A 21,023-nucleotide genomic window follows, 5' to 3' on the forward strand; every position below is an offset into this window, starting at 1 on the left:
ATCTCTGACTGGGGATCAGGCCGCTTCGGCAGCCAGCTTCCCGCTTGGCCGCACCAAGAGGCCAAGGCCGCAGGTCAGCAGGGTCGGCAGCAACCAGGCGAGCCCCTTGTCGAACAGCGGCAGGAAGGCAAACGCATCCATCTGCATACCGACAGCGCCCAGTCCGTCCAGACAGCCGAACAGGAAAGCCACCAGCAGCACGGCACGAAACACCAGACGTGGCCGACCGAAACTACCCTGAGCAAAAGTAACCAGCACCAGCGCGATGGCAACCGGATAGATGGCCACCAGTACCGGAATAGAGAGCCTGATCAGCTCGCTCAACCCCACATTGGCCACCAGGACGCACAAGCAGCCCATCAGCCCATCAGCAGCACCCACTTGCGGTATGTCCAGCCAGCCAGACTGTGGAAGAAGTCGGCACTGGCGCAAAGCAGACCGACCGCACTGGTAAAGCAGGCCAGGGTGATGATGGCGGCCAGGATGAACTGCCCCGGCTGACCAAACAGGCTCAGGACGTAGGCATTGACGATGGCGCCGCCATTGCTGGTATCGCTCGCCACTCCGGCGGCGCTGTTGCCAAGGTAGAACAGGGAGATATAGACCGCCGAGAGTCCGGCCGCAGAGATCAGGCCTGCGATGGTCAGGTATTTGAACTGGCTCGGGTAGTCTTCAATACCCTTGCGCCGCAGCAAACCGATGATAAGCGCGCCGAACATCAGGGAGGCCAGGGTATCCATGGTGTTGTACCCCTCCAGCATCCCCTTGATGAGCGGGGTCTCGACATAGTCGCCGCTGGCATCGGGCATAGTGCCCTGTGGCGCCATAAAGACCCCGACCGCCAGAATAAGCAGCATCACCATCAGGGCCGGTGTCAGGTATTTGCCCACCGCATCCAGCAGTCGGCCCCGATTCAGCGAGACCAGGATCACCAGTGCAAAGAAGAGCAGGCTGTAAAGCAGCAGCCCGTGTTGGCCGGCCTCGCCAAGCCAGGGCTTGAGCCCCATCTCGTAGGCGACCAATCCGGTGCGCGGTGTGGCAAAAGCCGGTCCCATAATGATGTAGATGGCGATGGCCAGCGCTGTGGCGGCCCAGCCCGGTAGATAGCGGGTCATCCCGGTCCAGCCACTCGCGCCGCCACCCGAACTCCCCTTGGCCACCGCAATCAGGGTGATCAGCGGCAAGCCCACCGCCGTCAGCAAAAAGCCGCACATGGCAGCCAGCAGATGCTCACCGGCCATGAAACCGGCCAGCGGCGGAAAAATGATATTGCCAGCCCCCAGATAGAAGGCAAACGTCATAAACCCCAACCCGAATACATCGGACAACTTCAATGATTTCGTCAAACCCAACCTCATCTGCCTTATCAGCTTGTTATTGATTGCACCCACTGCCTGGCAGATAACCGGTAACAATACCTCTTGCTTCTTTCTCGTCCTGAGACAGGACAAGAATCACTCATTCAGCATAAAGAAAATGAATAAAAGCTCAATCTCAAATTAATATATTGAAACAATTTAACTATACAGAGTTAAACACCAATAAATTTGGCAATCTCAAAAGGATACAAAACAGAGGTTGCACCAAGAGGGGAGCACGGGCGGTAAAGGAGTGGAACTGATGAACGTCGCCGAGAGCGATCATCACGACACTACGGCACACACTCCAGCACAGACTGCTGAAAGATGAAAAACAAAAGAGCCTGCACGGGGCAGGCTCTTGGCAACATCACATCGGGCGTGATCAGGCGGCTTCGGCGGCCATCTCGGTCGGACGCACCACCATGCCTACTACGCAGGCCAGCAGGGTCGGCATCAGCCAGGCGAGGCCCTTGTCGAACAACGGCAGGAAGGCGAACGCATCCATCTTCATGCCGGCAGCACCCAGACCATCCAGGCAACCGAACAGGAAGGCCACCACCAGCACCGCACGGAACACCAGACGGGGACGACCGAAGTAACCCTTCAGGAAGGTGACCAGCACCAGCGCCACGGCAACCGGATAGATGGCAACCAGCACCGGAATGGAGAGGCTGATCAACTGGCTCAGGCCCACGTTGGCCACCACGGCGCAGACAACGCCCAGCAACACCACCAGCTTCTTGTAGCTCATGCCGGTGAGATTGTGGAAGAAGTCTGAACAGGCGGAGATCAGACCCACGGCAGTGGTGAAGCACGCCAGGGTGATAATGGCGGCCAGGATCAGTTGACCGGGCTGACCAAACAGGCTCAGCACGTAGGCGTTGACGATGGCGCCACCGTTGCTGACATCCGTCGCCACACCGGCCGCGGTGTTACCCAGACGGAACAGGGAAACATAAACCACACACAGACCAATGGCGGAGATGAGGCCGGCAATGGCCAGATACTTGAACTGGCTCTTGTAATCGTTGATGCCCTTCTGGCGCAGCAGGTCGACGATCAGGGCGCCAAACATCAGGGACGCCAGGGTGTCCATGGTGTTGTAGCCTTCCAGGATCCCTTTCACGAAGGGGCTGTTCTGATAGTCACCGGACGCATCCGGCATGGTGCCTTGCGGCGCCACGAATACCCCGACCGCCAGGGTCAGCAGCAGCAGCATGAGTACCGGTGTCAGGTATTTGCCGATGGCGTCCATCAGCTTGCCCTGGTTCATGGAAACCAGCATGGCCACGCCGAAGAAGATCACGGTATAGGCCGCCAGACCCGCCTGACCCATATCACCGATGAACGGCTTGAGGCCCATCTCGTAGGCCACCAGACCGGTACGGGGCGCAGCAAAGGCCGGGCCGATGATGATATAGATGGCCACGGCCAGCGCGGTCGCGACACCGGCAGGCAGCAGTTTGGTCATGCCCGCCCAGCCGTTACCGGCTTTTGCCACGGCCAGAATGGTCACCAGGGGCAGGCCCACGGCAGTCACCAGAAAGCCGAACATCGCCAGGGAGAGGTGCTCACCGGCCATGTAACCGGCCAACGGCGGGAAAATGATATTACCGGCGCCCAGGTAGAAGGCGAAGGTCATAAACCCTAATCCGAGTACATCGGACAATGTGAGTGATTTCGTCAAGTTCAACCTCGTCTGTCTTGTAAATTATTGCTTGTTATAGTTTTTATCGGTCGCTGACCGGGTGTGTTCAGGGGGGATAAAAAAAGAGCCCCGCGTGTTTTTTCATCACAACCAGTGGTTTTAGCTGGTCTGGAGCGGGCGCTCGATCTGGAACCAGCATAATGGCGTGAAAAAATAGTTCAAGACGAAATTTACATCTTCAAATAGAAGGGACTGGTCAGTTGGATATATCTGTCGGAATAGGCTCCATCAGCAGAATGGATCACAATCTCACCCCTCTCACACCTGTTTAATCCTCTGCCAAGTAGCAATAAAACACGATTTGCCTCTTTACCCTCTCTGGTGATAACAGCTGTATAACAAATCCCATGCAGATCATAATGCGCCGAGATGCATAAAATTTCATCGGCCATCGCCGTCGGCAGTACCAGCGCCACCTGACCGTTCTGGCTCAGCAAACGATTGCAAGCCGCCAGTAATCCGTGACTGTCGAGGGCGCCGGTATGACGGGCCAACGCCCGCGCCGGATCGCTAAATGACTGGCCTGCCACGAAATAGGGGGGGTTGGAGACGACAAGATCGTAGGGGGCGGCCTGATAATCCTGAATGGCACTCTCTATGATGGTCACTCGATCGGCCCAGGGAGAGGCCGCCGCATTCTCCCGCGCCTGGCTGGCCGCATTAATATCCAGCTCGACCGCATCGAGACGACAGTCAGATCTGCTGCGCTGGGCCAGCATCAGGGCGATCAGGCCGCTGCCGGTGCCGATATCGAGCACACGGTGCGCCTGTTCGACCGGCGCCCAGGCACCGAGCAGAATGCCATCGGTGCCTACCTTCATGGCGCAGCGATCGTGATTGATATGGAACTGTTTGAAGGTAAATCCGCGACTACGCCCCATTTGGCCCCCGTCATCTGAAAAAATGGTGGGCGATTATAGCGGCTAAGACACACTCACCAATAGGAGCCGACGAGATAATCGCCTATAATCTGCCGTTTCCTTAATGACCGAGTATTGCCATGAGCCAGTCCTTTGATGATTTCGACCTGCACCCCGCCCTCAACCGGGCCTTGGCCGAGATGGGATTCACCCGCCCCACCACCATCCAGCAGATGGTGCTGGAGCCAGCCCTGGACGGCCGCGATATTCTGGCATCCGCTCCAACCGGTACCGGCAAAACGGCCTCCTTCCTGCTGCCGGCACTCCAGCACCTGCTGGACTTCCCGCGCCGCAAGCCGGGCCCCTGCCGCATGCTGATCCTGACCCCGACCCGCGAGCTGGCGCTGCAGGTGACCGCCCACGCCAAGGCGCTGGCGGTGCACACCAACCTCAGCATCGAGACCATCATCGGCGGCGTCAGTCATGAAGAGCAGTTGCCTGCCCTGACCAAGACCACCGACATCGTGGTCGCCACCCCGGGTCGTCTGCTCGAGTACATCGAGAAAGAGGAGTTCGAGAGCCACGACATCGAGGTGCTGGTGCTGGACGAAGCGGACCGCATGCTGGACATGGGCTTTATCAAGGATGTGAACCGCATCGTGGCCGAAGCGCGCTACCGCAAGCACACCATGCTGTTCTCCGCCACCCTGGAAGGGGCAGGCCTTGAGAAGTTCGCCAACGAGATCCTCAACGATCCGGTCGAACTGCATGCCGAGCCGCCCCGCAGCGAACGTCGCCCGATCACCCAGTGGGTGCATCTGGCCGATGATGCTGCGCACAAGCTGGCGCTGCTGATCCATATCCTGAAAGATCCGGAAACCCAGAAAGCCATCGTCTTCGTCAAGACCCGCGAGCGTCTGGCGGAGCTCTCCGGCCAGCTGCAGGCTGCGGGCATCCCGTGCGCCTGGATCCGTGGCGAGATGGAGCAGAGCAAGCGCGTCGAGTCGATCCGCAAGTTCCACGCAGGGGAAGTGCCCTTCCTGATCGCGACCGACGTTGCCGCCCGTGGCATCGACCTGCCGAACGTCAGCCATGTCATCAACTATGACATGCCCTACGGCACCGACGTTTACGTCCACCGTATCGGCCGTACCGGTCGCGCTGGCAACCGTGGCTGCGCCATCAGCCTGGTAGAAGCTCACGACATGGCAATGGTCGCCAAGATCGAACGCTACACCGAGGAGCGCCTCAAGCGCCGGGTGATCGACGAGCTGCGCCCGAAACACAAGGAAGCGCGGGTACCGGTGAAGAAGAAAAAGCCGGTCGACAAGAAGAGGTCCGCCAAGAAGAAAAAGAAGAAGTAATCGCCAAGCGCGAAAGAGAAGGGCCATCCCACGGGATGGCCCTTCTGCATGCATCACCTTGCCTGGCGGTCAGGCCACGGCTCTGCGCATCCCCATATGGGGGATATCATCTTCGACATACCCCTCCCCTTCAGCCACAAAGCCGTGCTGGCCGTAGAAGCCCTGCAGATGGGCCTGCGCGCCTAGCCAGATGCTGTGAGTCGGCCAGCGCGCCTCGCAGGCTGTCACCGCTTGCGCGATCAGCGTGTGGCCGAGGCCGCCCCCTCTCGCTCTCGGTGAGGTCACCACCCGGCCGATGGCGGCGCCGCTCTCATCACCGATACCGGGCGCCATGATCCGCGCGTAAGCAGCAAGCTGTTCGCCCTGATAACCGAGCAGGTGCCAGACCCCCTCGCGGCGATCCAGCCCGTCCAGATCCTGGAAGGGGCAGGTCTGCTCCACCACGAACACCTCGGCCCGCAATGCCAACAACTCGTACAACTCGTCAGTGGTCAATTCAGACCAGGGTTTCAGGATCCAGTTCATCGGCGACTCCTTATCAATTCGGCCTGCCAGCATAATCGTGACGCCAGCGCCCTGCATTAACCTTTGTTAAGTTCTTTCAGTCGTTTGCGAATACGGCTCAGGCTGCAGATGCAGCGTAATGCGCGGGTAGATCGGGTATAGGGAGCAACACCAACCCCTTTGCACAAAATCGGGCGCTAATAGAGAGGAAGTCAGCCCTCGCCAAGTGCTTTCAACCGCTTGCGAATGCGGCTCAGGCTGATGGGGGTAATGCCGAGATAGGCGGCGATCTGGTGATCCGGCACTCTGGCATCGAGTGCGGGAAAACTGTCCAGAAAGTGCTGATAGCGGGCCTGCGGGCTCCCGGTCAGCAGCAACAGCTCCTTCTCCTCCTTGATGCGCAGTTGTATCTCCAGCAGGTGCTGGTACCAGACTGGCCAACAGCAGAGCGGGCGCAGGTCGGCCAGCTGGAACAACTGCAAGCGGCAGGGCTCCAGCGCCTCCACGCTGTAGCGGGCGGGCTCGCCACTGAGCAGATGGTGGAAGTCGAGAAACTCGTCCCCCTCCCAGTAGAACTCCTTGATGTACTCGCGGCCATCCGCCAGCACCACTTTGGCCCGCAGCAGCCCCTGCTCCACCCTGACCAGCAGATCCGGGCTGTCGCCGGCGTGCCAGAGGCAAGATCTGGGAGCCAGGGTCAGCGAGCGGGCAAAAGAGAGGAGGCGCGCGGCCTCCTCTTTATCTGCGACCTGCGCCCAACTGAAGGGGGGTCTGTCGGTCATCACGGCATTAACTGCGGCGCTGACGGACGGCTTCGAACAGGCAGACGCCGGTCGCCACCGAAACGTTGAGGCTGGACACCGCCCCCGCCATCGGAATGCTCACCAGTTCGTCGCAATGTTCGCGGGTCAGGCGACGCATCCCCTTGCCCTCGGCGCCCATCACCAGCGCCATCGGGCCGGTCAGTTTGGCCTGATAGAGGTCGTGGTCCGCCTCGCCAGCCGTGCCAACCAACCAGACGCCGCGCTCCTTCAACTCACGCAGGCTGCGCGCCAGGTTGGTAACCTGGATCAAGGGCACCACTTCGGCGGCGCCACAGGCAACCTTGCGCACCACCGAAGTCAGGCCGGTAGCCTTGTCCCGCGGCACGATCACCGCATGGACCCCGGCCGCATCGGCGCTGCGCAGGCAGGCACCGAGGTTGTGCGGATCAGTCACGCCATCCAGCACCAGCAGGAAAGGCTGGGTCTGTTGTTCGGCCAGACTGTCCAGCAAACTGGCCAGATCGTGCTCGGCCAGCTTGGGTGCTTCGATCACCTTGGCCATGATGCCCTGGTGATTGTTGCCCTCGGCTTTATCATCAAGCGTCTTGCGGTTCACGCTCTGCACCTTGAGACCGAGGGATTCAAGCTCGGTCAGCAGGGGTTGCAGCCGGTCGTCATCCCGCCCCTTGAGGGCCCACACTTCGATGAAACGCTCCGGGGTGCGCTCAAGCAGCGCGGATACAGCGTGAATGCCGTAGATCAATTCAGTACTCATTTAGTGCTCTTGGCCTTATCGCGAGCGTTTTTGCTCGGTCGTCTGTTGCTGGGCTTGGCGCGGCCACCCTTGTCGGATTTGCCGTGATCCTTGCCCTCTTTGCGTTTTTCGTGGCGCTGGGCGCTCTTGGCCTTCTCTTTCTTGATTTCGGCCTGCTTGCGCGCCATCTCTTTGGCATTCTTGCCGGTGGCCTTGAGCGGCTCTTCCACCATCACGAAGTCGATCTTGCGATCGTCCAGGTTCACGCCCATCACCTTGACCCGCACCTTGTCACCCAGACGGTAGCGACGGCGGAAGTTCTCGCCGATCAGCTGCATGTGCAGGGGATCAAACTGGTAGTAGTCGTTGGTGAGGGTGCTGACGTGGACCAGACCATCGATGTGGATCTCCGCCAGACGGACGAAGAAACCAAAGCCGGTGACGCTGGCGATCACGCCATCGAACTCGTCACCCACGTGATCCAGCATGTACTCGCACTTGAGCCAGTCGGCCACGTCGCGGGTCGCATCATCGGCACGGCGCTCGGTCATGGAGCAGTGCTCGCCCATCGGGTCCACTTCTTCCAGCTGGTAGTGATAACCACCGCTCGGGGTCCACTTGTGGCGCAGGTTGCCCTGTTGCTCTTTTGCAGTCTGGTACTTGATGGCGCGGTGCAGGATCAGGTCGGGATAGCGACGGATCGGCGAGGTGAAGTGCGCGTAGGACTTCAACGCCAGACCGAAGTGACCGATGTTGTCAGCCTGATAGACCGCCTGACGCATGGAGCGCAGCAGCATGGTGGAGAGCAGCTCGGCATCCGGGCGCCCTTCAAACTTGGCAGCCAGCTCGGCAAAGTCTTTCGGTTCGGGTTCGAGACCGCCTTTGAGCTCCAGACCCAGTTCGGCCAGAAAATCACGGAAACCGGTCAGACGCTCTTCACCCGGACGGTCGTGCACCCGGAACAGGGCAAAGGCTTCGTTCTTCTCGATGTAACGGGCCGCGGCCACGTTCGCCTGGATCATGCACTCTTCGATGATCTTGTGGGCGTCGTTGCGCACCAGCGGCACGATCTGGTCGATCTTGCGCTGGGCGTTGAAGATGAAGCGGGTCTCTTCGCTCTCGAATTCCACGGCGCCACGCTGATGACGAGCGTGCTTGAGCGCCTTGTAGAGGTTGTTGAGCTCTTCGATGTGGCCCACCAGCGGGTCATATTGCTGACGCAGCTTGGGATCACCATCCAGAATGGCCGCGACCTTGCTGTAGGTCATGCGCGCATGGGAGTTCATCACCGCTTCGTAGAACTTGTAGCCGGACATGCGGCCAGCGGCGGAGATGGTCATCTCGCACACCATGCAGAGACGGTCAACCTGCGGGTTCAGGGAGCACAGCCCGTTGGAGAGCACCTCCGGCAGCATGGGCACCACGAACTCGGGGAAATAGACCGAGTTGCCGCGCTGATAGGCTTCGGCATCCAGCGCAGTGCCTGGCTTCACGTAGGCGGATACGTCCGCAATGGCAACCCACAGGCGCCAGCCGCCACCACGCTTGGCTTCACAGAAGACGGCGTCATCGAAGTCGCGGGCATCTTCCCCGTCAATGGTGACCAGCGGCAGGGCGCGCAGGTCGATACGACCCTCTTTGGCTTTTTCCGGTACCTGTTCGCCGAGACCGGCAACCTCCTTGGTCACCTCCTCCGGCCAGGTATGCGGGATACCGTGGGTACGCAGAGCGATCTCGATTTCCATGCCCGGCGCCATGTTCTCGCCCAGCACGTCCAGTACGGTACCGACCGCGTTGATGCGGGAGTTGGCGCGCTGGTTGATGCGCACCACCACGACCTGGCTCTGGCGAGCACCCTTGTTTTCGCCTTCCGGGATGATGATGTCCTGACCGATACGGCTGTCGTCCGGCACCACGAAACCGACGCCGTTCTCGACGAAGTAACGGCCGACGATGTCTGCCTCACGGGGCTTGAGCAGGCGCACCAGACGCGCCTCCTGACGACCCTTGCGGTCAATCTCGGTCGGCTGCACCAGCGCATAGTCACCGTGCATCAGGCGCTGCATCTCGCGGTTGTTCAGATACAGATCCGGTCCACCACCTTCCGGGCGCAGAAAACCGAAACCATCTTTATGGCCGAGTACATACCCTTTGACCAGATTCAGACGATCCGGCAGGGCGTAACATTGGTTGCGAGTGAATACCAGCTGCCCATCGCGCTCCATGGCGCGCAGACGACGGCGCAAAGCTTCCAACGGCTCTTCGTCAGTCAGCTTGAGTGCCTTGGCCAGCTCTTCGCGGGACATCGGCTTTTCGTGACCCTTGATGAGTTCGAGGATCAGCTCGCGACTGGCGATGGGGTTTTCGTATTTTTCGGCCTCGCGTTGGAGGAAAGGATCTTTTTGAGACATAAGCAGGCCTTAGGGTAGGTAATAACCCAGCCATTATATCGAAGGGGGGGGCGAATGGCATCCATCGGCTGCCTTTTGGCCAATCTCTCTGTCATACTATCTTCAGTTCGCTGGCATGATGAGACACGGAACTCATGAGTAAGGACACGTTTGCCCAATCTGCCGCCTATCTCAAGCAGGCGGTACCCTTGATGATCAAGTACCAGATCCCCACGACGCCGGACAATTACCACCTGTGGTACAACTATGTCTCGGCCAGCATGCCCGAGCTCAACCAGGCGATCGATCAGGCCGTCAAGCTGCAGGGAACCTGCTCGCTCACCACCTGCGAACGGCTCTATCACCAGTATCTGGCCGCTCAGGATGAGAAGCAGATGGAGGCGATGAAGCTGAGCCTGGCCGCCATGGCCAACGAGCTCGGTCACTCCATGCAGGACGCCATCTCCGATACCGGCATGTTTCAGGAGATGCTCGACAAGAGTTTTGACAAGCTCAGCCGCATCGATGACGAGGGCTTCAGCCTGGAAGACACCATGGGGATCCTGCGGGAACTGGTGCGCGAATCGCGGGACGTGCGGATGTCCACCATGCACTTTCGCAATCAAATCAGCAATGCCGAGAAAGAGATCAAGGAGCTGCGAGCGGCGCTCAACGAGACCCGCAAGCTGGCCAACGAGGATGCCCTCACCAGCCTGCTCAATCGTCGCGCCTTCGATCTGGAACTGGAAGGGCTGATCCGCAGCCAGCACCCCTTCTCGCTGATCCTGACCGATATCGATCGCTTCAAGAACTTCAACGATGAATATGGCCATCTGCTCGGCGATCAGGTACTGCGTGCCTTCAGCAAACGGCTGCGTGACGCCTGTCAGGAGGGGGTAACCGCTTATCGGATCGGCGGAGAAGAGTTCGCCCTGCTGGTTCCCCATCGCGCGCTGGCACTGGCCAGACAGATGGCGGAAAGCATGCGCCGGGCCATTGAACGGATGTCGATTCTGGATCGCAAGTCGGGTCGTCGTATCGACCACATCACCGCCTCATTTGGCGTGGGTGAGTTCAACGGTCAGGAGAGCGCGGACTGTCTGGTCGAACGTACCGACAAGCTGCTCTACAAGGCCAAGGAGCTCGGCCGCAACCGGGTGATGCCGCTGCCGTCCTGATACTGCCCCCCCCCTCATAACGCCTTGCTCCGTTAAATGAAAAAGCCAGTCAGATCAACTGACTGGCTTTTTTTGTATTTCACAACCAACGAGGCGGCCTTGTCACCGCCCCGCAAGAGGCTGGTTCAGCAGATTATTGCTGAGCCTCGGCAACCCCTTCCACCTTCACTTCAACGCGGCGATCCGGAGCTAGGCAGACGATCAGCTCACGTTTGGACTTGCTGACACAGCTGTCGCCGGTAACCGGTGAGGATTTACCACGCCCTTCCACATTGATCTTGGCGGCCGGGATCCCTTTACCAACCAGATAGTTGGCGACGGTCTGGGCACGTTGCTCGGAAAGCTTCTGGTTGTAGGCATCGGAACCGATACGGTCGGTGTGACCAATCACGGTTGCTACGCCATCCTTGGGTCGCGCCTCTTCGATCTGGGTATAGAGGCTATCAAGCGCCTGACTGGCCTCTGGCTTGAGGGTCGCCTTGTTGAAGTCAAACAGCACGTCGGAACTCAGGGTGAACTGCTTCTCAACCATCACAGGCGCGGGAGCAGGTTCCGGAGCCGGGGCGGGCGCCACAGGGGCAACCTGACCAAAGCGATAAACCGCCGCCAGCGACAGCAGGCCGTTATCCATTCTCACGCCGGTGTCATCACGGTCGCCATACGGTGTGGTGTACTGGTACTCCAGGCGAGCAGCCCAGTCGAGGTTGAATGCATACTCGGCACCCAGTGCGCCGACCATGACAAAGCGGCTGTCATCTTTGTAGACATCGCTCTTGGTATCAGCCCAACCATAACCGCCACCGACACGACCATACAGATCCAGATTATCGGTAACCGGGAAACCCAGTTTCAGGGTCAGCTGCGCCAGCTGCGCTTTCACTTCATCACTGAAAGCGCCAGCCGCCGTAGTCGCATCGTATTTGTAATTGCCCAGGTAGTCGTAACCCAGCTCCAGCCCCAGATTCTGGTTGATCTGATAGCCGCCAAACACACCTGCACCCAGGGCATCGTTGGTCTCATTGCCAAGCGTCAGGGCATTGCTTTCATCAATGCCGTAGAAGTTGGACCAACCCAGTTTGGCACCGCCATACCAGGTGTTGTCCTGACCGGCAGCCTGGGCATTGGCCGCCAGCAAGCCGGTAACCAGCAAGGTAATCAATGTTTTTTTCATGTCTGAGCCTCTGCAACTTTATGTAGGAGGAGGTTGATTGATATCACCTCGTCTTATAGGTGCAACCACCCAAAAGCGATCGCAGCATATCAACGTTAGCCTATTTTCAAGTCACTGATATCAATTAACAAAAAACACTGTAACGCAAGTGTGTTACAAAAACAGCAACAAATGTTTGTTAATTGAACTAAGTGTGACGCAAAAAGACGCATTGAAGAGGGCCCGGGGGAGAACAGGGGCCAGCAGCATGCTGGCCCTGTGAGGAATCAGTGACGAACAAACTCGTAGTTCCGGTCAATAAAATCAGCCACGCGCTGACTCAGTGCCGTGTGCACGGTTTTGGTCGGATGCACCTGATCCCAGAACATATGCTCGTCGCAGTTGAGGACTGCGGCACTACGTTTTGCCTGCGGGCTCACCACCGCCTGCGCCAGGATCGGGTTACCGGCGATCGCCACCCTCTCGGACAGACTCAAAGCCGGAGCCGGGGCAACCTCGGCGGCGCTGCCTGAGAAGGGCTTCCACATGTAGCCGCCGTCATAACAGGCGTGCTCGGTGTCGCTCAGACCAAACAGCTGGGGATCGCGCACCATCTCGTCAAACTGTTTGTCGACCTCGAACAGCTTCACGATGCCAAGGGGGGCCAGCTCGCGGGTGAGGTTCTGCAGCCGCTGGTTGTGGTAGCGGGCCACATGGCGCACCTTCTCCACCACCTTCATGCTGCGGGCCGACGGGGTCTGCCCCAGATCCGGGATGTTGAACAGCAGGATCTGCTGCGCGCCGTTGAGCACCAACCGGTTGGATGCCAGCCGGATGGTATCGATCACCCGATCCGCATCCCGCTCGGTGTTCCAGCCATAGGCCAGATAGTCGTTGGCACCGACCCAGATCACCACCAGGTCATCGGGGCGGAATTTGTCCTTTTTCAGGAACTGATCGATCTCGTAATCGAAGTTATTGATCACCTGATACTTGGGATCCCATGCCCACTTGTTAAACCAGCCCAGCTTGTTGTATGCCACCGCCGTCGCGCCGCCTTCCGCCTCGTTGGCCACGACCAGACCGGGGAAATGCTGGTCACGCAACTGCTCCAGCCACACCGGGCCGTTGCTGAAGCGCCCGTTGAAGTAGGGTGGGCTGGAGGGGAGATATCCCCGCATCTTCTTGTACATCTTGCCGGTGTCGGAGAGGCTGTCACCAAACATCACGACCCGGGAAAAAGGCTGGCGTCCCTCTGCCGCTTGCGCGGTCAATGCCATTAACCCCAATAAACAAACAAGCCATTTTTTCATATTGTTATGCTCTTCGATTAAGCAGGTGAGACCTGCGGACTTCCCCTCGAATGGCGGCAAGCACGGGAAGAGTCTGCCACCACTGACTTCTGGTGAAGGCGACAGATTACAGTTCCAGATGAAATCACACATGTTCCATCACCGATGAAATCGCTTGCGCTCACAAAACAGACAATCACAACTGCGTATTTCTTTCACGCTTGTTTCACGCCCCGCGCGGCACAATGCCCTCATACCAACGACAGGAGTATGAAATGAACAAGGCAAGCGCAAGCGTAATCGGACTGTTGACCCTGATGTCTGTCTCCTCTTTTGCCATGGCGGCCTATACCGGCCCGCAGGAGCAGAACAAGGTCTCCGTTGCTCAACTGAAAGATCTGGCCGATGACAGCTGGGCCACGCTGGAAGGGAAACTGGTCAAGCATCTGGGCGGCGAGAACTATCTGTTCCGCGATGCCAGCGGTGAAGTGGAGGTCGAAGTGGATCAGGATGTGTGGCGCGGCACCGAAGTGGGCCCGGACGATCTGATCCGCATCCGTGGTGAAGTGGACCACAGCTGGAACAAGACCGAAGTGGAAGTGAAAACCCTGGAGAAAGTGGGCGCAGCCCCGCAGACCAAGGGCGGCTTCATCGCCAAATAAGGCCACTTCACCGACGAACTGGCCAGACGTTAAAAGGGCGCTTGCTATCAAGCGCCCTTTTGCATGGTTAACGCAGCGTTACCGCTTAACCGGCCCGACCAGAAAAGGTTCTTTTGAACCCCTTCTCGGCCTGGTTGACCTTGTAGAGGTAACGGCGCGCCTCCTCTTTGGGATGCTGCTCGGTCAACACCTGATAGACCGCCTCGGGGGAGAGCTGGTTGATCCGGCCCGGCGCCGCCTTGCGATCGCTGGAGAAGGTGTTGAGCACCCCGCCGGCGCCACCGTTATAGGCAGAGATCACCGCATAGCGACGGGAGCGCGGGTCCTCGATATCCGCCAGATAGACGGTCTGCAACAGGTGCAGATAGGCGGTACCGACATCGATGTTGTAGGCCGGATTGAACAGCTCCTCCCGGGTCGGCTGGCCGTTCTTGCCCTTGACCCGCACATAGACGTCACGACCGGCAGTAGCCGGGATCACCTGCATCAGGCCATAAGCGTTGGCATGACTCACCGCATAGGGGTTGAAGCTGCTCTCGGTCTTGATCACCGCATAGATCAGGCTCTCCGGCACGCCGTATTTGCGCGACGCTTCCCGGATGATCCCCGCATACTTGTAGCCCCGCCTGTCTTCATGGTTGGCCACCATGGGAATATCGACGAAGAAGATGGTACGAATACCCAAGGTACGCTTCTTCATCGCCGTGCTGAGCAGGTAATCGGCATAGCGCTCGGCGCGCCAGGAGGCTCGGATTGGCTGGCGCTGATTGTCCAGCACCTGACCGTAGAGGAAGGGCTCGCCGCCGGTCAGAATTTCCCGATCGGAGTAAAGATCCACTTCGGCCGGATCATCCGGGGTCAGCAGGGTCTCGATGATGGCGCGACGCAGGTGAGCGCGGGGATCTATGCCCGAGACCGTCTCCACCATGATGTGACCGCTGGAGAAGTCGATGTGGGCCCGGCTCTTGTACTGATCCGTGTATTTTACGTAGTCAAACTTGCCCGCAAACAGCGCCTCCCGCCCCCATATCTCGTTCACGTTATGGGAGAGCGCGCTGATCATGTGTTCAAAACCGCGGATGTCCTTGCCGTTGACCAGATCGTCATCCTCACTCCCGCTGGGCTTGGGAGAGGATGAGCAGGCAGAGAGAAACAGCAGGGTGCACAGCAGCCAAAAAATTCGGCCCATAGGATCCTCAAACCGGGCAGCAGAGCTGCCCATCATTCATTTGCTGCGACTTCAGGAGCGGTCACGCTAGTGTGGCGCCATTCCCGCACCTGTTCACACGTACAACAGCCGGTGAGCTTACTGGGCAGGCGGGGTGTAACCTTCGATCTCCACTTCACCTGCATCAAACAGGTAGCTGACCATCTCTTTTTCCAGCAGTTGGCGATGCTCAAGATTCATCATGTTGAGCTTTTTCTCGTTGATCAGCATCACCTGCTTCTTCTGCCACTCGGCCCAGGCTTCCTTGCTGATGTTGTCAAAAATCCGCTTGCCGAGCTCACCGGGATAGAGTTGAAAATCCAGACCCGGGCCCTCTTTTTTCAGGCGTTGGCAAAATACAGTACGGCTCATGTTGACCTCTATGGTTGTAACTCTGGATAGGCGAGCAGACGGGCCGTGGCGGCCGCCAGCCCCACCTCGGCAGGATGGCGTAAGTTATACCAGAGTCGGTTATCTGCTTCCATGAGCCGCAGCGGCTGCGCCTCATCAATGTCAATCAGCAGCGGCTGAATATCGAGATGGAAGTGGCTGAAGGTATGGCGAAAACCGGCCAGTTCCCGATAACCGTGATGCGCCAGCCCCAGATTGGCCAGCAGGCCATCCACCTCCGCCAGCGAGGCCACCTGCGGGAAGCAGTAGAGCCCGCCCCAGATCCCCTGCGGCGGCCGCTTCTCCAGCAGCAACTCGTCGCCGTGGCGGATCAGCAGCATGATGCCATCGCGGGCCGGAATGCTCTTTTTCGGCTTGCTGTTGGGATAGGCGGTGGGCTTGCCTTGCGACAGCCCCTGGCAATCGGCCCGCACCGGACAGCGATCACAGGCCGGCTTGCTGCGGGTGCAGATCGTCGCCCCGATATCCATCATCGCCTGGTTGTAGTGCGCCACACCGAGCTTGGGAGTGAGCCGGATGGCGATCTCCCACAGCTCGTTCTCCACCTGTTTCTGGCCGGGCCAGCCCGGCAGCGCCAGCCAGCGGGTGAGTACCCGCTTCACGTTGCCATCAAGGATGGCGTGGGGCTGACCCAGAGAGAGCGACAACACGGCCCCGGCGGTAGAACGGCCAATGCCGGGCAATGCCATCACCTCGTCAAAGCGCTCGGGAAAGAGGCCGTGGTGATGATCGCGGATCTGCTGGGCCGCCTTGTGCAGGTTGCGGGCCCGAGCGTAGTAGCCAAGCCCGGTCCAGTGGTGCAGCACCTCGTCGACGGGGGCATTAGCCAGCGCCACCACATCGGGGAAGCGTGCCATAAAACGCTGGTAATAGGGGATCACGGTAGCGACCTGAGTCTGCTGCAGCATGATCTCCGAGACCCAGACCCGGTAAGGGGTCTTCTCCTGCTGCCAGGGCAGGGTTTTGCGGCCATGAAGCTGGTACCACTCCAGAACCCGGCTTGCGAAGGTTGATTGATTCACGTTGTTCTCATGTCGTTGATATAAGGGGAACTCTGCGGTTCCTTTGGCTCATCTGGCCAGCGCGGGCATAACGCCATCACGCAACACAGCGCCAGCTGTCTGGTGCGGCAGCGTAAGGCCTCGTCCCGCCCAAGTCAAAGCCACGCTGACTGGCGCTGCGGCCAGGTGGTGGTCAGGCAGCAAAGCGGTAACAAAGACGATATACTCGGCCCCACAATTGATGACGGGAGAGACGGTTTGCAGACTTATCTGGTTGGGGGCGCAGTGCGGGATCGCCTGCTGGGATTGCCGCAGGGAGACAGGGATCATCTGGTGGTCGGCGCTACCGTGGAGCAGATGCTGGCGCTGGGCTTTACCCAGGTCGGTCGCGACTTTCCCGTGTTTCTTCACCCCAAAACCCAGCAGGAGTATGCCCTCGCCCGTACCGAACGCAAACAGGGTCAGGGCTACACCGGCTTTGTCTGCCACGCCGCCCCCGATGTGACCCTGGAGCAGGATCTGCTGCGCCGGGACCTCACCATCAACGCCATCGCCGAAGATGATCAGGGCCAGCTCCACGATCCCTACGGTGGCATTGAGGATTTGGAAAAACGGCTGCTGCGCCACGTCTCCCCCGCCTTTGCCGAAGACCCGCTGCGCATCCTGCGGGTCGCCCGCTTCGCCGCCCGCTTCCACGCTCAGGGCTTTACCATCGCGCCGGAAACTCTCGCCCTGATGAGCGAGATGACGGCAGCCGGCGAGCTGGCTCACCTCACTCCGGAGCGGGTCTGGAAGGAGCTGGAAAAAGTGCTGCTGGGGCCAACCCCGCAGATCTTTATCGAGGTGCTGCGCCAGTGCGGCGCCCTCAAGGCGCTGTTTCCCGAAATTGATGCGCTGTTTGGCGTCCCCGCCCCAGCCAAGTGGCACCCGGAGATCGACACCGGCATCCACACCCTGATGGTGCTGGAGCAGGCGTGCCGGATCTCCCCGGAATTGACCGTCCGCTTTGCCGCCCTCTGCCACGACCTTGGCAAGGGGATCACCCCCAAAGAGTTCTGGCCCAGCCATCACGGTCACGGTCAGAAGGGACTGCCGCTTATTCGCGCCCTGTGCGAGCGGTTCCGGGTACCCAATGAGTGCCGGGATCTGGCGCTGCTGGTAAGCGATCTGCATACCCACATCCACATCGCCTTTGAGCTCAAGCCCGCCACCCTGCTCAAGGTGTTCGACAAGGCAGATGCCTGGCGCCGTCCCGAGCGATTTGCCCAGTTGCTGGATGCCTGCCGCGCCGACTTCCACGGCCGTACCGGTTTCGAGGAGCGGGTCTACGCCGAGCCTGACTACGTGGCCGAAGCGCTGGCTGCCGCCCAGGCGGTGCCGGTCAAAGAGATAGTGGCGGCCGGTTTCAAGGGAGAAGAGATCAAGGAACAGCTCGCCAAAAAGCGGACCGATGCCATCAGCCGCATCAAGGATGAGTGGACCTTTATCGAGGAGTAACCTCGGTCCCATAACAGACGGCCGCCATGATGATGAGCTCCGCAAGGAGAGCATCGCCAGGGCGGCCGTTTTGCATCCAGATTGATATGTGAGGGGGCGCTAACCCCTGCTGGTGCCGTTATGCCGGACCAATTCGCTCCATCAGGCTCATATGGGATGAGCCATCGTGGCGCTTGAGGTTCTGGCGATACTCGAACTGGCGCTGGCTCTCCTGTTTGAGCCCCAGCATCAGCGAATAGCACATCGCCAGCATGATCACCGAAAACGGTAGCGCCGCTATTATACTGGCCGCCTGCAAGGCTGCCAGGCCGCCGGAGACCAGCAGGATGGCGGCAACCAGCCCCTGCCCCAGACCCCATACGGCGCGGTGCAGTACCGGCGGCTCCTGATCACCGATGGAGAGCAGGGTCGTGATGACCAGCGTGCCCGAATCACTGGAGGTGATGAAGTAGGTGCAGATGAGCAGGGTCAGCACGGCCTTGGCGATCCAGCCGAAGGTCTCCCAGTGCAGCAGCTCGACCGTTTTGTAGAGCGCCAGCGTCACATCCTGATTGACCGCGGCCACCACGCCGCCACCGCCAAACAGCTCCAGATTCATCGCCGTACCGCCAAACACGGTGAGCCAGAACATGCCGAGCAGCGAGGGTACCAGCAACACACCGAGCACAAACTCGCGGATGGTACGCCCCTTGGAGATGCGGGCGATGAACATGCCGACAAACGGCGCCCAGGCAATCCACCAGCCCCAGTAAAACGCCGTCCAGCTCGACTGCCAAGCAGAAGTGCCGTTGGCCTCGGTGTTGGTCCAGAAGCTCAGTTTGATGATGTTCTGCAGGTAATCACCGATGTTCTGCACATAGGCGTTGAGGATGTAGGTGGTCGGCCCCAGCACCAGAAAGAGGCCCAGCACGAACACACTCAGCCAGATATTGAGCTCGGAGAGGATCTTCACCCCGCGCCCGACCCCGGAGACCGCCGAGAGGGTGGCGATCAGGCTGATGCCGCCAATCAGCCAGAGCTGGTTGGACTGCGACACTGCCATGCCGAACATCTGGTTGAGGCCGGTATTCATCTGGGAGACACCCAGCCCGAGGGAAGTCGCCACCCCGAACACGGTGCCGAACACCGCCAGCACATCGGCTGCATGGCCCCAGAAGCCGTAGATCCGCTCGCCGAGGATGGGATAGAGCACAGAGCGAATAGCCAGCGGCAATTTGCGGCGATAACTGAAGAAGGCCAGAGACAGGCCGACGATCACATAGATGGCCCAGGGGTGCAGACCCCAGTGGAAGAAGGTGAGGCGCATGGCGATCTGGGCTGCTTCCGGGGTCATTCCTTCGGTAATGAATGGATTGCCCTGCAGATGGTTCATCGGCTCGGCGATGCTCCAGAACACCAGACCGATACCCATGCCCGCGCTAAAAAGCATGGAGAACCAGGCGAAGTAGCCGAACTCCGGTACCTGGTCGTCGTCACCCAGTCGGATGCTGCCAAAACGGCTGAACATCAGGTAGACAGCGAAGAACAGGAACAGGGCGACTACCAGAATGTAGTACCACTTGAACCCGGCAATGATCTGATCCTTGGCACCGACAAACCAGGCGGCCGCGGTATCGGGAACAAATACGCCAAACAGCAAAAACAGGGTGATTACGGTGAGGGCCGTCATGGCCATGGTCGGGTTGAGGCCTTTCAATAGCCCTTTGCTTGCTCGCATCCAGCCTCCTTAGTCGTTGTTGAAAAAGTCTTCGCCCACATGATCACCGGCACCGCCGATGGCGCGATAGACCAGTTTGCCGGCTGCCTGTTCGCGGTGATCCACCAGCGAAACCGAGGGTTGACCATTCACGGCGTGACGCTTGCCAAGGAAGATGGCCATGGGAACGCCCAGATTGGAGACACCGCTGGTGATCCAGAGCCGGTTGAAATCGTAAGAGCCGCCGATGAACTCCAGCTGGGCCAGGCCAGTATCGAGGCCGGTCAGATAGAAGTTCATGGCACTTTCATCAGGAAAGAGGTGAACCAGCACATAGGCGTAGCGCAATTCATTCACCAACTCCTTTAGGTTGAAAGTACCTGTCTCGCTGCAAGAGAGGGGTAATTCACCATCATAGTGGTGCACCTTGAGGGTATTGGGGTCCTCTTCGTAGGCAGGTTGATAGCGCACAAAAGCCGAGGTATCCGGCAGTTCGTAGCGCACTCTGACCACGCGTAACTCGGCCACCAGAGACTTGATATCCAGCTCGTTGTTCATCATTTCGCTCCTCAAATGTCAGGGTGAATTCCGTGAAATGCCCGACAACCTAACACAAAATTAATTAGAGCAGAAATGATTACAGCAAAAACCATATTGACCTTGTGACGAATTAGGCGGAAAATTTTGCGCCTCTCCATAGCCCTTCAATGACGCACACCCCATGGAAAAACATGATGAAGTGCTGGTCGCTCTGCGCCAGATTATTCGTGCCATCGACATGCACTCCAGGCGCCTGATCAAAGAAGCCGGGCTCACCTCCCCGCAACTCTTGCTGCTCAAAGGGATCGACGAGCTGGGACAGATCTCCATGCGCCAGCTGGCCGATCACACCAACATGAGCCAGGCCACTGCAACCACCATCATGGACCGATTGGAGAGCCGCCAACTGGTGCAGCGCGTTCGCAGCAATACCGACAAGCGCAAGGTTCACGCGACACTGACTGACGCAGGCCGCGCCCTGCTGGCCCAGGCCCCCACCCCGCTGCAAGAACGCTTCATCCAGCGTTTTCAGGCGCTGGAAGCGTGGGAACAGACCCTGCTGCTCTCCTCCCTGCAGCGCATCTCCTCCATGATGAATGCCGATGAAATCGACGCCGCCCCGGTGCTGAGCGTCAGACCCCTCACCGAAGAGCAGGCATAAGCTGTTAAACAATTTCAGGCATA

The 21,023-nt window shown here is 59.2% G+C and carries 18 protein-coding genes and 1 pseudogene; 5 read left to right on the top strand and 14 right to left on the bottom strand.

Annotated elements, in window-relative coordinates; genetic code table 11:
* Window positions 1-15: 15 nt before the first annotated feature.
* From brnQ (BSP75_RS11110) to BSP75_RS11120, 3 genes and pseudogenes are all read right to left on the bottom strand, one after another.
* A pseudogene (brnQ, locus tag BSP75_RS11110) lies at window positions 16-1,301 on the bottom strand (branched-chain amino acid transport system II carrier protein).
* 442 nt (window positions 1,302-1,743) lie between these two features.
* Complete coding sequence (gene brnQ, locus BSP75_RS11115) at window positions 1,744-3,048, bottom strand: branched-chain amino acid transport system II carrier protein (RefSeq protein ID WP_075113281.1); 1,305 nt, start codon at window positions 3,046-3,048, stop codon at window positions 1,744-1,746.
* Window positions 3,049-3,239: 191 nt separating this feature from the next.
* On the bottom strand, window positions 3,240-3,950 hold the full coding sequence (locus BSP75_RS11120; protein ID WP_075113203.1) for a methyltransferase: 711 nt from the start codon (window positions 3,948-3,950) through the stop codon (window positions 3,240-3,242).
* 119 nt (window positions 3,951-4,069) lie between these two features.
* Between BSP75_RS11120 and srmB the strand changes: the two genes are divergently transcribed.
* Window positions 4,070-5,293, top strand: a complete 1,224-nt coding sequence (gene srmB / locus BSP75_RS11125) for an ATP-dependent RNA helicase SrmB (protein ID WP_075113204.1) — start codon at window positions 4,070-4,072, stop codon at window positions 5,291-5,293.
* A 69-nt stretch (window positions 5,294-5,362) separates the two neighbouring features.
* Here the strand turns inward: srmB and BSP75_RS11130 are convergent, their stop codons facing one another.
* The 4 genes from BSP75_RS11130 to rnr all read right to left on the bottom strand — a co-directional run bounded on the left by BSP75_RS11130 (window position 5,363) and on the right by rnr (window position 9,726).
* A complete protein-coding gene (locus tag BSP75_RS11130) occupies window positions 5,363-5,818 on the bottom strand; it encodes a GNAT family N-acetyltransferase (RefSeq protein ID WP_075113205.1) in 456 nt (151 codons plus the stop codon).
* Window positions 5,819-6,009: 191 nt separating this feature from the next.
* Window positions 6,010-6,579 (bottom strand): Crp/Fnr family transcriptional regulator, encoded by a 570-nt coding sequence (locus tag BSP75_RS11135; RefSeq protein WP_075113206.1) that lies wholly within the window; start codon window positions 6,577-6,579, stop codon window positions 6,010-6,012.
* Window positions 6,580-6,586: 7 nt separating this feature from the next.
* Window positions 6,587-7,336 (bottom strand): 23S rRNA (guanosine(2251)-2'-O)-methyltransferase RlmB, encoded by a 750-nt coding sequence (gene rlmB, locus BSP75_RS11140; protein WP_075113207.1) that lies wholly within the window; start codon window positions 7,334-7,336, stop codon window positions 6,587-6,589.
* Window positions 7,333-9,726 carry a ribonuclease R gene (gene rnr, locus BSP75_RS11145; RefSeq protein WP_042062952.1) on the bottom strand — a complete coding sequence of 798 codons (2,394 nt, stop codon included), beginning with the start codon at window positions 9,724-9,726 and terminating at the stop codon, window positions 7,333-7,335. Before rnr ends, rlmB begins: the two co-directional genes overlap by 4 nt.
* 134 nt (window positions 9,727-9,860) lie before the next feature.
* Between rnr and BSP75_RS11150 the strand changes: the two genes are divergently transcribed.
* Window positions 9,861-10,883 (top strand): GGDEF domain-containing protein, encoded by a 1,023-nt coding sequence (locus BSP75_RS11150; RefSeq protein WP_042062951.1) that lies wholly within the window; start codon window positions 9,861-9,863, stop codon window positions 10,881-10,883.
* Window positions 10,884-11,016: 133 nt separating this feature from the next.
* Here BSP75_RS11150 and ompA read toward each other — a convergent pair whose 3' ends face one another.
* Together ompA and BSP75_RS11160 are read right to left on the bottom strand one after the other, a co-directional pair.
* Entirely contained in the window at window positions 11,017-12,054 is a 1,038-nt protein-coding gene (gene ompA, locus BSP75_RS11155; RefSeq protein WP_075113208.1) for a porin OmpA, read from the bottom strand.
* Between the two features lie 266 nt (window positions 12,055-12,320).
* Window positions 12,321-13,346, bottom strand: a complete 1,026-nt coding sequence (locus tag BSP75_RS11160; RefSeq protein ID WP_075113209.1) for an SGNH/GDSL hydrolase family protein — start codon at window positions 13,344-13,346, stop codon at window positions 12,321-12,323.
* Window positions 13,347-13,600: 254 nt separating this feature from the next.
* On the opposite strand from BSP75_RS11160, the gene BSP75_RS11165 reads away from it, so the two are divergent.
* A complete protein-coding gene (locus BSP75_RS11165) occupies window positions 13,601-13,987 on the top strand; it encodes a NirD/YgiW/YdeI family stress tolerance protein (protein ID WP_075113210.1) in 387 nt (128 codons plus the stop codon).
* An 85-nt stretch (window positions 13,988-14,072) separates the two neighbouring features.
* Here the strand turns inward: BSP75_RS11165 and mltC are convergent, their stop codons facing one another.
* From mltC to mutY, 3 genes are all read right to left on the bottom strand, one after another.
* The gene (gene mltC, locus BSP75_RS11170; protein WP_058052350.1) at window positions 14,073-15,176 is read right to left on the bottom strand and encodes a membrane-bound lytic murein transglycosylase MltC; all 1,104 of its coding nucleotides are present in this window, start codon (window positions 15,174-15,176) and stop codon (window positions 14,073-14,075) included.
* Between the two features lie 117 nt (window positions 15,177-15,293).
* Complete coding sequence (locus BSP75_RS11175; RefSeq protein ID WP_075113211.1) at window positions 15,294-15,566, bottom strand: oxidative damage protection protein; 273 nt, start codon at window positions 15,564-15,566, stop codon at window positions 15,294-15,296.
* 8 nt (window positions 15,567-15,574) lie between these two features.
* Entirely contained in the window at window positions 15,575-16,627 is a 1,053-nt protein-coding gene (gene mutY, locus BSP75_RS11180) for an A/G-specific adenine glycosylase (protein WP_075113212.1), read from the bottom strand.
* 237 nt (window positions 16,628-16,864) lie between these two features.
* Between mutY and BSP75_RS11185 the strand changes: the two genes are divergently transcribed.
* Complete coding sequence (locus tag BSP75_RS11185) at window positions 16,865-18,103, top strand: multifunctional CCA addition/repair protein (RefSeq protein ID WP_075113213.1); 1,239 nt, start codon at window positions 16,865-16,867, stop codon at window positions 18,101-18,103.
* 118 nt (window positions 18,104-18,221) lie between these two features.
* Here BSP75_RS11185 and BSP75_RS11190 read toward each other — a convergent pair whose 3' ends face one another.
* Together BSP75_RS11190 and BSP75_RS11195 are read right to left on the bottom strand one after the other, a co-directional pair.
* On the bottom strand, window positions 18,222-19,820 hold the full coding sequence (locus BSP75_RS11190) for a BCCT family transporter (RefSeq protein ID WP_075113214.1): 1,599 nt from the start codon (window positions 19,818-19,820) through the stop codon (window positions 18,222-18,224).
* Between the two features lie 9 nt (window positions 19,821-19,829).
* On the bottom strand, window positions 19,830-20,357 hold the full coding sequence (locus tag BSP75_RS11195; RefSeq protein ID WP_042062940.1) for a hypothetical protein: 528 nt from the start codon (window positions 20,355-20,357) through the stop codon (window positions 19,830-19,832).
* A 163-nt stretch (window positions 20,358-20,520) separates the two neighbouring features.
* Between BSP75_RS11195 and BSP75_RS11200 the strand changes: the two genes are divergently transcribed.
* On the top strand, window positions 20,521-21,000 hold the full coding sequence (locus BSP75_RS11200; RefSeq protein ID WP_013723454.1) for a MarR family transcriptional regulator: 480 nt from the start codon (window positions 20,521-20,523) through the stop codon (window positions 20,998-21,000).
* Window positions 21,001-21,023: the final 23 nt, after the last annotated feature.

The organism is Aeromonas sp. YN13HZO-058 (assembly GCF_001921245.1).
Classification (GTDB): Bacteria; Pseudomonadota; Gammaproteobacteria; order Enterobacterales; family Aeromonadaceae; genus Aeromonas; species Aeromonas allosaccharophila.